The organism is Hansschlegelia plantiphila (assembly GCF_027922265.1).
Taxonomy (GTDB): Bacteria; Pseudomonadota; Alphaproteobacteria; order Rhizobiales; family Methylopilaceae; genus Methylopila; species Methylopila plantiphila.
Genome location: NZ_BSFI01000022.1, coordinates 198,650 through 211,852, shown reverse-complemented (window position 1 = coordinate 211,852; position 13,203 = coordinate 198,650). Strand labels below are relative to the sequence as shown.

The following is a 13,203-nucleotide window of genomic DNA, read 5'->3' as shown; positions in this document are numbered from 1 at the left end:
ATGGACGAAGACGTCGCCGATCCGGTCGGCCCCGTCGGGCCGCGCCGGTGGGAAGGCGCGCGCGCCCGAGACCGCCTCGCGCCAGAACGGAAGCTGCGCCTCGGCTTGTGGAGAGCGGGCGAATGCCGCGATCCGCGCGCCCCAGGCGGAAAACGGCGCTGGCGTTGGGCCGAGATCAATTGGCCGTCCCGCCGCGGCCTGGCCATAGGCCGTTTCAAGATCCTGCAGCAGGACGCGCCAGGAAACGCCGTCGATCACGAGGTGGTGGACGACGATCATCAGCCGCGCGCCCTTCGCCCTGCGTTCCAGCGCGGCGCGGATGAGCGGTCCGGTCGTGAGATCGAGACCGGTCTGAAGCTCCTCCGCCAGCGCGGCCGAGGCGGCCTCGTCGGCGACGTCGCGGACGACGAGCGCGGCCTCCGCGTCGACCGGCCCGTAAGCCTGCCGCCAGCCCTCCGCTGCGGGCGCGAACCGCAGCCTCAGGGCGCCATGGCGCGCGACCAGCGCCGCAAAGGCGGCCGCGAGCGCGCTGTCGTCGACCGCGGCGGCGGCTGACAGCGTGACCGACTGGTTCCAGCGCGACCTGTTCGGGATGTCCTGCGCGAAAAACCAGCGTTGGATCGGCGTCAGCTCAGCCTCGCCCGTCTCCGCGGCCTCCGGAGCCGTCTCGTCGGCTTCGACCGGCGCCGCGACGGCGGCGAGGTCGCGGACGGTCTGGCGTTCGAACATCTGCCGCGGCGTGATCCGCAAGCCTGCGGCGCGCGCCCGCGAGACGACCTGGAGCGACAGGATCGAGTCGCCGCCGAGCGCGAAGAAATTGTCGGTCGCGCCGACCTCGGCGAGCCCGAGGACCTCGGCCCAGACCGCCGCGAGCGTCGCCTCGGCTGCGCCCTCAGGCGCCGCGCGAGCGCCATCCCCGGACCAATCGACCGCCGGCAGCGCCCGCCGGTCGACCTTGCCCGAGCCGAGCCGCGGCAGCGCGTCGAGCGTCACGACCCGCGACGGAACCATATGGGCGGGAAGCCGCGCCTTGAGCCGCGCGAGGATCGTCTCAGACGAAGCCGGACCCGCCGCATAGGCGACGAGCCTGCGCCCGCCCGGCCCCTCGACGGCGACGGCGGCGGCCTCGACCACGCCTTCGATCTCCGCGAGCGCCGCCTCGACCTCGCCGGGCTCGATACGGTGGCCGCGGATCTTGAGCTGGTCGTCGGCGCGGCCGACGAACAGAAGCTCGCCTGCGGCGTCCCAGCGCGCGAGGTCGCCGGTCCGGTACATCCGTGCGCCGGGCGCCCCGGACGGATCGGGGAGGAAGCGTTCGGCGGTCAGGCCCGGTCGGCCGAGATAGCCGCGCGCGAGGCCGTCGCCGCCGACATAGAGCTCGGCGGCCACGCCCGGCCCGACCGGCTGCAGCGCGCCGTCGAGCACATAAGCGCGCCGGTCGCCGAGCGGCCGGCCGATCGGCGCGTAGGGCGCGTCGAAGGCGGCGTCGTCCCGCCCCCAGCGCCTGGCGAGCGGCGTCATCACCGTCTCGGTCGGCCCGTAGGCGTTGATCAGCGCGCGCGGCCGCAGGGCCTCGCGGACCAGCTCGAAGTTCGCCCGCGAGGTCGCCTCGCCGCCGAAGGACCACAGCACGCCCTCGGGAACGGCGGCGCCGGCGGCGCGGGCATGAGCCGCGAGCGCGGCGAGATAGGCGGGCGGAAGGTCGGCGTTGGTGACGCCGGCCTTCGCAATTTCGGCGAGGGCGCGTTCGGGCGCCCACAGCTCCTCGTCCTTCAGGACGAGCGCGCCGCCGGCGCCGAGAACGCCCATCCAGCGCTCATGCGCCGCGTCGACGGCGAAGGACAGCAGGTGCAGTTCGCGCGTCGCCTCGGACAGGCCGAAGGCCCGCGCCGCCGCGGCCGAATGCATGGCGAGCGGACCGTGGGGGACAGCGACGGCCTTGGGCCGCCCCGTGGAGCCCGAAGTATAGAGCGCGTAGGCGAGCGACCCGGCATGAGGCCGCGCCGCACGCGGGGCGACGGGCGCGCCCGTCGCGTCGTCCCCATCCACGAACAGCAGCCGCGCGCCCGCGGCCGCGAGACGGTCCGCCGACCGGACCTCGGCCAGGATCACGGCCGCGCCGGCGTCGGCCGCGGCCTCGGCGAGCCGCGCATCCGGCCACTCGAGCGGCAGCGGCAGGAAGGCCGCGCCGGCCTTCAGCACGCCGAGCAGCGCCGCGATCAGGCCCGGCGTCCGCTCCAGCGAGACGCCGACAAGGTCCTCGGCGCCGACCCCCGCCGCGATGAGCGCCGCCGCGATCTCGTTCGCGCGCGCATCGAGCACGCCGCGCGAGACGGTGTCGGCGCCGAACACGATGGCGGGACGATCGGGCGCGGCCTTCGCGAAGGCTGCGATCCGCTCATGCACGAACAGTCCGTCGTCTTCGACGCGCTCGCTCGGTTCGCCCCAGGTGCGAACCTGCGCAAGCCCCGCCGCGTCGAGACCGGCGATCGAGCCCAAAGGCGCGTCGGGCGCGGCGAGCGCCGCTCCGAGCAGTGGCAGATACGTCTCCGCCCAGCGTTCGGCGGTCGCCGCGTCGAAGCGGGCGGCGTCGTATTCAAGCTCGATGTCGGCGCCCTCGCCATCGGCCGCGACGTCGAGCGTCAGGTCGAACTGGGGGCTGAGCGGCGGCAGGTCGATTTTCTCGATGTCCAGTCCGCTCAGCGCGAGCGGGCGGGCGTCGCGGCGGGGGCGGAAGTTGAACTGCGCCTGGAACAGCGGCGCGCGGTCGGCGTCCCGCTCCACGCCGAGCGCGTCGAGCAGGAGTTCGAAGGGCAGCTCGGCGTCGGCGAGCGCGGCCATCGCCTCGCCGCGCAGCCGGCGGCAAAGCGCGCGCATCGTGAGCGCCGGATCGAGCCGCGTGCGGAACACCTGCGTGTTGACCAGGAAGCCGACGACGCCTTCGGTCTCGGCGCGGCCGCGTGTGGCTGCGGGGCAGCCGATCGCAAAGTCCTCCTGGCCCGACAGGCGCCCGAGCAGGAGCTGGAAGGCGGCGAGCAGGACGGCGAAGGGCGTCAGACGCTCGCGGCGGCAGAAAGCCTTGAGCGCCGCGGCGAGCTCGGGCGGCAGCCTGCGCGCGACGCGGCCGGCGGCGCGGTCGGCTGCTGGCCGTCGCTCGGCCGGAAGGACGAGCGGCGGGGGGACGCCGTCGCCGAAGCGCTCGCGCCAGCGGGCGACGGCCGCCTCGCCGCCGTCCCCCGAAAACGTCTCCCGCTGCCAGATCGCATGATCGACTGCGTCGATCTCGGAAAAGGCGCCGATCCCGCCATCGGGCGGAGTTCCAGCGACCGTCGTACCGATCTCCTGCGCATAAAACCCTTCGACGTCGCGGAGAATGACCTCCGCCGACCATGCATCGACCACCACATGGTGCAGCGCGATCAGCAAAGCCCAGCCGCCCTCCTCGACCGGCGCGAGGCGGACGCGCAACAGCGGCCGCGCGGACAGATCGAAGGGCTCGCTCGCGCCGGACCGCGCCCAGTCGGCGAGCGTCTCGGCGGAAACGGGTCCGTTGCGGGCGATCGCGAAAGGCGCGTCGGCCAGAACGCTCTGGCGCGGCCCCTCCGCGGTCTCGAAGAAGCGCGTGCGCAGCGCCCCGTGGCGCGCGATCAGGCGCTGAAAGGCGCGCTCCAGCGCCTCGACGTCGAGGTCGCCGGAAAGCCGGAAGGCGCGCGCGGAATTGTAGGCGGCGTCGGCGGGATCGAAGCGATGGAGGAACCACAGGCGCTGCTGAGCGAAGGACAGCGGCGCAGGCGCGAACGGGTCGGAACGGGCGACGAGCGCGCCTTCGCCGCTCGCGTCCGCGCGCATCAGGGCGGCGAGCGCCGCCCTGTCCATGATCCCCGCGCCGCTCACGAGCCCGCGCCGCCTGCTTCCGCAAGAAGCGCGGCCCGCTCCTCCTCCGGCAACCCGGCGAGCGTCGCCCGCATCTCGGCCACTCGGTCGATCCGCCCGTCGGGCGCCTCCGCCCGCAGCGCTGCGGCGAGTTCGGCAACGCTCGGATGGTCAAACACCGCGCCCGGCGCGAGGTCGACGCCGAAGAGCTTCCTGATCCTGGCCACGAACTTGATGACCTGCAGCGAGTTGCCGCCGAGGTCGAAGAAGTCGTCCGTGACGCCGACCGCCTCCCTAGAGCGGCCGAGAAGCTCGGCCGCAAGGTCACGCAGCGTGGTTTCGAGCGCGTCCCGCGGCGCGAGCCCCGCGGGCGCCTCGTCAAGCGGCCGCGCCGCGAGCGCGGCGCGGTCGATCTTGCCGTTGCCGAGCAGTGGCATGCGCTCAACCGGCACGATCCGCGCCGGAACCATCGGCGCCGGCAGAAGCGCGGCGAGCGCGGCCTTCAGCGCCGCGGCGTCGGCCCCATGCGTCGTCGCGAAGGCGACGAGCGAGGCGCCGCCCTCGTCCCGGCGCACGATCACGGCCGCCTCGCGGACGCTGTCGAGCGCCGCGAGCGCCGCCTCGACCTCGCCGACCTCGACGCGATGGCCGGCGATCTTCGCCTGGCCGTCGGCCCGCCCCGCGATCTCGACGCCGCCCTCGGGACGATAGCGGGCGAGATCGCCGGTCGGATAGAGCCGGCGGCCCGGCGTCGTCGGATCGTCGACGAAGCCTGCGCCGCACGCGCCGAGATAGCCGCGGCAGAGCTGGGCGCCGCCGATATGGAGTTCGCCGAGCTCTCCCGTCGGGGCGGGACGGCCGTGGGCGTCGAGCACGAGGACGACGTTGCCGTCCAGCGCGCGGGTGAGCGGAAGCGGGCCGGATTCGGACGGCGCGGCTTCGTGGACCAGCACGCCGACCGTCGTCTCGGTCGGGCCGTAGTGGTTGAAGATCCTGCAGGCGGGATCGACTGCGCGAATGCGGGCGACGAGCGCCGGCGACGCCGGTTCGCCGCCGAGGATCAGGGCGGCTGGGACGGTCGCGTCCTCGGCCTCGAGCAGCGCCGACAGATGAGACGGCGCGAGCTTGGCGCAGTCGATTGCGTTCGCCCGCAGGAAGGCCGCGAAGCCGGCCGGGTCGCGCGCCTCGTCGTCGCCCGCGACCGCAATGCAGGCGCCGCCGGCGAGCGCGCCGAACAGCGTGGTGTTGCCGAGATCGGCCGCGACCGTGGAGACGAGCGCGAAGCGCCGACGCTCGTCGAGCCCGAGCGCCTCGCGGGCCGCCGCGACATAGTTCGCGAGCTGGCCGTGCTCGACCACGACGCCCTTCGGCGTTCCCGTGGAGCCCGAGGTGAAGAGCACATAGGCCGCGCGGTGCGCCGGCGCGTCGGGATCGGGCAGCGCCGCCGCCTCCGTGCCGGCGAGCGCATCCGCGAAGGCGAGCGCCGGGATTCCCGACGCCGGGGCGCCGGCCCCGCCGTCGTGGATCACCATCGCCGCGCCGGCTGCCTCGGCGAGCTGCCGGCGGCGGGCTTCGGGCCAAGCGGGGTCGAGCGGAAGATAGGCGCCGCCGGCTCGCCACACCGCGAGCAGCGCCACGATCATGTCGACCGACCGCGCCATGTCGAGCGCCACCACCGTCTCCGGCCCGACGCCGCGGGCGGCAAGCGACCGGGCCACCCCTTCGACGCGCCCGGCGAGCTCGGCGTAAGTCAGCGCCGCTCCGCCGCCGGAGACGGCGGGAGCGTCGGGCGTGCGCTCCGCCCAGCCGAGCATCTGAGGCAGGAGCGGCGCGCGTCCGACCGGGGCGACGTTCGTCCGGTCCAGCTCCGCCATCCGGGCGCGCTCCCGAGGAGCGGCGACCGGCAGTTCGCCGAGCGGAACGGCCGGCGCCTCGGCGATCGCGGCGATCAGCGCGGCGGCCTGCTCGAGCAAGGTCTCGGCAGCCTCTGCGCCGTAGCGGCCGGCGTCCCAGCCGATCGAAAGCGCCGAAAGCGCGCCGGACGAACCGATCTCCGGCCGGAACTCCAGCTCGAAGGGCGACGGTCCGTCGAGCGACAGGCGGCGCCAGGCGTCGACGCCCGCATCGAGCCCGAAGCCGACGACGAGGCCTTCCGGCGCCTCCGGACCGTCGAGGGCGAGATGCTCCTGCCAGTCGAGATGGCCTGCGACCGCCTCGACCAGGCTTGCGAGATGCCGCTCGAACGGCGCGGCGGGGTCGTAGGACGCGCGGACCGGCATGATCTTCTCGAACGGCCCGGCCACGCCGGCGAACATGGCGTAGTCCCGGCGGCAGTCGTGCCGCCAGCCGAGACGGAAGCGCCCGTCGCCCGAGATCCGTCCGAGCAGCGCGGTCCAGATCGCGAGCAGGCCGAGCTCGAGGCCGGCCTCGCCGACGCGTTCGGCGAAGCGCGCCGCAAGCGCCGGGTCGATCGCGACGCGGTGGTCCTCGCGCGCGCCGCCCTCGCCCGCGCGGCGATAGGCGAGCCTCGGCGCGGGCGGCGCGTCCCTGCCCTCCTCCGACCAGTGGAGCTTGCCCCGCGGAGCGTCCTCGTCGGCCTCCATCTCGGAGCGCCAGTCGGCGTATTGCGCGTAAGACGCGTCGTCGTCGGACGCCGCCGCGCGTCCCTGAAGCGCGGCGGCGATCAGGATCAGCGTCGTGCGATCCGCCGCGAGCGGAGAGGCCGCCACCGCGAGCCGCCACGCGTCATCCCCGAGCCGCCACAACCCGGCGCGCAAGGTCTCGCCGCGCGACAGGTCGAAGGGCGCGGCTTTCAGCGCCGCCAGGTCGACGGCGATCTCGGCCTCGGACTCCGGCCGCCCGCGCAGGTCGCGGACGGTCCAGGCTGCGACGGCCGGACCGTCGATCCGCGCCCGGCGCAATCCCCGAAAGCCCGCCGCGCCCACGAAGGCGCTCGACAGGACGTCGTGCCGAGCCGCGACCGCGGCGAGCGCGGCCCGGAGCCCGGCCTCGTCGACCGGGCCGTCGATCGCGAACTGGGCGACGATCGCCTCGGGCGACGCGCCCGCGGCGCGCTGCTCGGGGCTCAGCGGCCAAGTCTCGAACACCGCCGCCGCGCTCCCGGCGCCGCTCACGAGAACGCCTCCGGCGCGCGCGCGGCGACGTCGGCGCGGTCGGTCATGTCGCCCATGGCGACCACGATGCGGCGCGTGCCCTGGAACGGGTCGCGGGCATGGGCGGCCAACATGTTGTCGAGCATCACGACGTCGCCCTTGCGCCAGTCAAAGCGCACCGCGCAGGCCTCGTAGAGCTCGCCGACCAGATCCATGGTCGCGTCGTCGATCACCGAACCGTCGCCCCACAGCACCTGCCGCGGCAGGCGGTCTTCGCCCAGCATTCCGATCAGATCCTCGCGCACGTCGGCGTCGAGGAAACGGGTGTGGTGCAGCTGCACCTGGTTGAAGAACGACGTGTCGCCGGTGAGCGGGTGGACGATCACCGCGGGGCAGCGCGTGCGGGTCTGCAGCGCGTCGCCGTCGAGCCATGCGATCTCCACGCCCTCGGCGTGGCAGCGCGCCTCGACCTCGGCCTTGTCGCTCGTGCGGAAGAAGTCGCGCCAGTCGACGTCGAGCCGCGGCGTGAAGGTGCGGACGTAAGCGAGCCCCAGCCGCTCGAACTTTTCGGCGAGGGCCGCGGGCAGGCGGCGGAACATCTCGCGGCAGTCGACGATCGGCGTCGCGCCGCCGACCGGCGCGGCCTGCTCGCAGAAGAACCATTGCTTGCGCGGCCAGCGCGGCAGGTGCGAGCTCTCGTTGTGGAAGAGGATCATCTTGTCTTCCGGATAGGGCGTCGAGCGGTAGGTGTTTTGGCCGCCCTCCTTCTTCGGAAGGTCGCCGTAGCCGCCGTAGAGGCCGGGCTGGAGCGCCTCGGCGAAGGCTTCGAAGTCGCGGGGGCCGGCGAGGCCGAAGCCGCGGAACAGCAGGCCCGCATGGCGGCGCAGCCTGTCCTCGACGAGGTCGCGGTTGGCCGAGGCCCAGGCGGGCGCGTCGAGGTCGGGGCTCGTCGGCTCGATCACCAGCGGGAAATCCGCGCCGGGAGCGAGCGTCGATTCCCGCACCAGGCCCGCGGGCGCCGCCGGCCGCGGGCCGCCGGCCGAGAGTTTCTTCAGCTTGTCGAGTTTGGAGCCCATGCGGGCGCCGGAAGCCGAGGAGACGGGCGACGGGGCGACGGACATCTTGGCGTCCTCCAGTGACGGCGGGGAAAACTGGCCGAGGGCGCGCGACGGCGCTTCGACGATCTCGGAGAGCAACTGTTCGAAGGCGCGGGCGAGATGCTCGATGGTCCCGCGCCTGAACAGCGCGGTGGCGAAGGCCCATTCGCAGGAGAGGCCGCCCGCGCCGTCCGGTTCGAGGAACAGCGCCATGTCGAACTTCGAGCTCTGCGCGGGGGCCGGGACGAGCGTCGCTTCAAGCCCCTCGACGCCGAAGTCGCCGCGCGGCGCGCTCTGCAGCACGAACAGGAGCTGAACCAACGGATTTCGGCTGCGGTCGCGCGGCGCGCGGACGGCCTCGACGATCCGGTCGAATGGCAGCGTCGGCCGGTCGAACGCCGCCATGGCCTCGTCGCGCGTCGCGGCGAGCAGCGCCTCGAAGGAAAGGTCGGGCGCGGGCCTTGCGCGCAAGGGAAGCACGTTGACGAAGAAGCCGATCAGCCGGTCGAGCTCAGGCAGCGGCCGGCCCGCGACGTCCGCGCCGATGAGCATGTCGGCGGCGCCGGTCCAGCGGTGGAGCAGCGTCTCGAAGCCCGCGAGCGCGGTCATATAGAGCGTCGCGCCATGGGCCGCGCCGAGCGCCTCGAGGCGGCCGACCAGCGCGGGCGATAGCGCGAAGCGGACGCTCGCGCCGGCGAACGAAGCGACCGGCGGCCGCTCGAAGTCGGTCGGCAGCGGGAGCGCGGTCGGCGCGCCGTCGAGGCGTTCGCGCCAGAACGCCTCCTCGCGCGCGAGCGCGCCGGAGGCGTCGAGCTTCCGCTGCCACAGCGCGAAATCGGCGTATTGCGCGGCGAGCGGCGGCAGGATCGCAGGCCGGCCCTGCAGCGCTGCGCGATAGAAGGCGCCGAGGTCCTGCGCCATCACGCCCATCGACCAGCCGTCGCAGACGATGTGGTGGAGCGCGATCAGAAGATCGTTCTCGTCTTCGCCGAGCCGGCAAAGCGTCGCCCGCATGAGCGGCGCGGAAGAGAGATCGAAGGGAGCGCGCCCCTGCTCCGCCTCCGCCTCGGCGAGCGCGGCGCGGCGCTGCGGGAGGGCGAGGCCGGAAAGATCGAGCGCCCCGAGATTGAAGCCGCGCGCGTCGCGGACGAAGGCGCGCGCCTCGCCCTCGTCGTCCTCGACGAAGGCGGTGCGCAGAACCTCGTGCCGGGCGACCAGCGCGGTCAGCGCCAGGGCGAGAGCGTCATGCGACAGCGGCCCGCGCAGTTCGAGCCGGCCGACGACATTGTAGGCCCCGGCCTCGCCGCCGAACTTCTGAGCGACCCAGAGGCGTTGCTGGGCGAGCGACAGCGGCGCGCGCGCCCCCGGCGCGCGGCGCGCACGCGTCAGCGGCGGAAGACCGGCCGCCTCCTCTCGCGGCGCGGCGTCGAGCCAGGCGGCGAAATCGGCGAGCGTCCGCGGCGAGAACATATCGCGCAGCAAGACCGCGACCCCGAACTCCTCACGGATGCGCGCGGCCGCCTTGGCGGCGAGAAGCGAATGGCCGCCGAGCGCGAGGAACCGGTCGAAGCGTCCGACCGCGTCGACCTCGAGCGCCTCGGTCCAGATCGCAGCGAGGCGGCGCTCAGTCTTCGAGCGCGGCGAAGCCTCGCCCGCCTCCTCGACGCGCTTCTCGACGAGGGGACGACGATAGACCTCGAACGCGGCGATCTCACCGCTCGCGACGCCGGCCGAGCAGCTCGACCGCTGCAGCTTGCCGCTCGTCGTCTTAGGCAAGGCGCCCGGCTCGAGCAGCGCAATCAGGCTCGCAGGCTCCTGCAGAGTCTCGGCCACGACCGCGTCGATCGCGGCTATGATCTCGGCGGCCGTCGAGGTCCGGCGGACGCCGCGGCCGATCTCCGCGGCGACCCCCACGCCTTCGCGGCCGTCGCGCAGCACGGAGAAAGCCGCGACGCGTCCCTTGCGCACCGCCGCGACGCCGCGCTCCACCGCCTGCTCGATGTCCTGCGGGTAGAGGTTCTGGCCGCGGACGATGATGACGTCCTTCTTCCGTCCCGAGACGAACAGGTAGCCGTCGCGCAGGAAGGCGAGATCGCCGGTGCGCAGCCAGCGGCCGTCGGGCCTGTCGAGAAAGGCCGCGGCGGTCGCTTCCCTGTTGCGCCAGTAGCCGCGGGCGACGCTCGCGCCCGAGACCCACACCTCGCCGATCTCGTCCTCCCCGCAGACGCCGAATGTCTCGGGATCGACGATGCGCACGCGGTCCGGCTCGACCGGCAGCCCGCTCGCCACGAGCTCGACGCCGAGCGGGCTGGCGGCGACCCTGCCCCGCGCCAGTTCGCCGGGGTCGACGCGCGCGGTCCGATAGGGATGGAGGCGCCGGTCGCCGCTCACCATCAGCGTGGCCTCGGCCAGGCCGTAGCTCGGATGCAGCGCGTCCGCGACAAAGCCCGCGGCGGCGAAGCGCCCGGCGAACTCCGCCATGGTGTCGGCTCTTACCGGCTCCGCCCCGCAGAAGGCGACGCGCCAGGAGGAAAGGTCGAGGCCGGCGAGCGTGGCGTCCGACACGCGTTCGACCGCAAGACGGAAGGCGAAGTCCGGTCCGCCGCTGATCGTGCCGCCGAAGCGATGGATCGCCTGAAGCCAGCGCGCCGGACGCGCGAGGAACTGTTCCGGGGGCATCAGGTTGAGGGGGACGCCGCAAAAGACGGGCAGCGCCAGTCCGGCGATCAGCCCCATGTCGTGATAGAGCGGCAGCCAGCTGACCACGACGTCGTCCGCGCGCACGCCGAAGCCGCGCACCATGATGAGCTGGTTGTCGACCAGATTGGCGTGGGTGACCTCGACGCCCTTCGGGGCCGAGGTCGAGCCGGAGGTGTACTGCAGGAAGGCGACGTCTCCGGCGCAAACCGGCGCCGGCGTCCAGCCGGGCGACGGCCGCTCGCGCATGAGGGCGACATCGGCCGCAAGCACGCCGTGCTCGGCGCAGAGCGCGGAGACCGCGGAGAGCGACGCCGCGTCCGTCAGCGCGAGACGCGGCGCGGCGTCGGCGATCATCCCGGAGAGACGGGCGACGTGATGCGGCCGGAGCGATTCGGGCGGATAGGCGGGAACCGCGATGACGCCCGCATAGAAGCAACCGAAGAACGATGCGACGTAATCCGGCCCGCTCGGCAGCAGGATGAGCGCGCGGTCGCCGGGCGCCGCGACGCGCCCGAGGGCGGCGGCGATCTCGCGGGCGCGCGCCTCGAGCGCGCGGTAGTCCAGCGTCTCGACGGGCGCGCCGTCAGGCCCGAGGAATCGAAGCGCGATCCGGTCGCCGTCGTGCTCCGCTCGGGCGGCGAGCGCCTCCGCCAGGGTTTTGGCGTCCTGGAAGGCCAGGACGGTCCGCTCGCGCACGTCCAGGGGGCGGCGGGCCGCGGGTGAATCGGGCGTGACGTCGAGCATCATGACGCGGCCCGCCAGGGCGCGAGCCGAAGGGACGGCTCCGGGGCCGGCGCGGACCGCGGCGCGGAGGCGCCTTCCGAGATCACCCGGCCGCCCTCGAGCTTCACGATCCTGTCGGCGAGGTCGAAGTAGCGGTCGTCATGAGTGATGACGACGAGCGCCTTGCCAGATGCCTTCAGCTCGGGCAGCACCTCGCGGTAGAACACCTCCTTGAAGGCCGGGTCCTGGTCGGCCGCCCATTCGTCGAACACCATCACGGGCTTGTCCTCGAGGCAGGCCGCCACCAGCGCGAGGCGCTTGCGCTGACCCTGCGACAGGTCGCGCGTCGTGAAGGCGCCGCCGCGGACCGCGGCCTTGTGATCGAGCTGAAGCCGCGCGAGCCACCGGTTCGCGCGATCGTCGAGCCGCCCGTCCGCGGCTTCGAGCAGCGTCTCGAACAGCTGGAAGTCGGGATAGATCGCCGCGAAGTGCTGGCGATAGGCGTGGCGGCCACCCTCGCCGACCGGAACGCCGTCGACCAGGATGCGGCCGCCCTCGGGGGCGTAGAGGCCTGTGAGAAGCTTGGCGAGCGTGGTCTTGCCAGAGCCGTTGCCGCCGACGATGAACAGCGTCTCGCCGGCCGGCAGCGTGAGGTCGATCGGCCCGAGCGTGAAGACGTCCTCCTCGCGCTCGCGGAAGTAGCCGTGCGTCACGCCTTCGAGCGTGATGGTGCGCGGGGCGGCGGCCGGCGCGCCGGAGAGGTCCGCGGGCTCCGCCTTCAGCTCCGCCAGCACGCCCTCGATGCGGCCGATCGCAACGCGCGCGAGGTTCACATAGGGAAGCTGCGCAAGAACGCCTTCGAGCGGGCCCATGAGATAGAGGAACGCAACCACATATCCCGTGACGACGCCGGCGTTCTCCTGCGGCAGCCAGAGCCGCGCGAACAGCGCCATCCCGATCAGGAACATGAAGAGGAAGCGGCCCCAGCCGTCGGAGAGCGACAGCAGCGCGAGACCGCGCGCGCGGTCTCGACGGACCGCGGCGATCGCAGCCGCGAGATCGCGGTCGAGGAAGCGGCGGGCCTTGGCCTCGTTGAGCTTCAGCTCCTTGGCTCCGCCGAGAAGCTGGTCGAAATCGCCGTAAAGCTTGTCCTGGCTGAAGCCCGCCCGGCGCAGGTGGTCGACCACGCTGCGGTGGCTCAGATGGTAGCCGAACGACCCGGCCGCGATCAGCGCGAGCGCCACGAGGAAAATGCCGAGCGACAGCCAGGCGAGATAGCCGAGCGCGCCGAACACCACGACCACGTTGGTGACGAGCACCGGGAAGCCGACGCCGAAATTCGCGATGTTGACGGCGTCGTCGGCGAGCGCGGAACGGATCCGGGCGCGCCCGATGGTTTCGAGGTTGCGATAGGGCGTCCGAAGGATCGCCTCGGCGATCTCGAGGCGAAGGCGGGCGAGGCAGGTCTGGCCGAGATGGGCGAACAGCGCCCAGGACGCCGACTGCGCCGCCATCACGGCGACCGCGATCGCCGCGAAGGGCGCGAGCAGCCCCGTCAGCCGCTCGACGGGCGCGTTGAGCGCCTCGTTGATCAGCATCACGAGCGCGGCGCCGCCGACTCCGCAGAGCAAGGCGGCCGCTAGTGCGGCGGCGAACAGCGCGGGGGACGCGCGCCGAAGGATCGCGATCAGAGACAC

At 73.4% G+C, this 13,203-nt stretch carries 4 protein-coding genes (1 of these 4 running past the window's edge); all 4 read right to left on the bottom strand.

Going from position 1 to position 13,203, the window contains the following annotated elements; all coding sequences use genetic code 11:
* Tightly spaced (each overlapping or abutting the next), the 4 genes in view from PKE75_RS16490 to PKE75_RS16475 form a layout consistent with a single transcriptional unit that may run on beyond the window.
* A protein-coding gene (locus PKE75_RS16490) for a non-ribosomal peptide synthetase (RefSeq protein WP_271169835.1) crosses the window boundary here: on the bottom strand, positions 1–3,894 show its 5' portion. 3,867 nt of this gene lie to the left of the window's left edge; the window shows 3,894 of its 7,761 coding nt (coding positions 1–3,894); it begins with the start codon at positions 3,892–3,894; the stop codon falls past the left edge of the window.
* Positions 3,891–7,007, bottom strand: a complete 3,117-nt coding sequence (locus PKE75_RS16485) for a non-ribosomal peptide synthetase (RefSeq protein WP_271169834.1) — start codon at positions 7,005–7,007, stop codon at positions 3,891–3,893. Before PKE75_RS16485 ends, PKE75_RS16490 begins: the two co-directional genes overlap by 4 nt.
* On the bottom strand, positions 7,004–11,530 hold the full coding sequence (locus tag PKE75_RS16480; protein ID WP_271169833.1) for a condensation domain-containing protein: 4,527 nt from the start codon (positions 11,528–11,530) through the stop codon (positions 7,004–7,006). Before PKE75_RS16480 ends, PKE75_RS16485 begins: the two co-directional genes overlap by 4 nt.
* On the bottom strand, positions 11,527–13,203 hold the full coding sequence (locus PKE75_RS16475) for a cyclic peptide export ABC transporter (RefSeq protein ID WP_271169832.1): 1,677 nt from the start codon (positions 13,201–13,203) through the stop codon (positions 11,527–11,529). Before PKE75_RS16475 ends, PKE75_RS16480 begins: the two co-directional genes overlap by 4 nt.

What these genes read in the sequence shown, in the direction of transcription:
- PKE75_RS16480 (WP_271169833.1), bottom strand. Translation starts at nt 11,530, where the DNA reads ATGATGCTCGACGTCACGCCCGATTCACCCGCGGCCCGCCGCCCCCTG.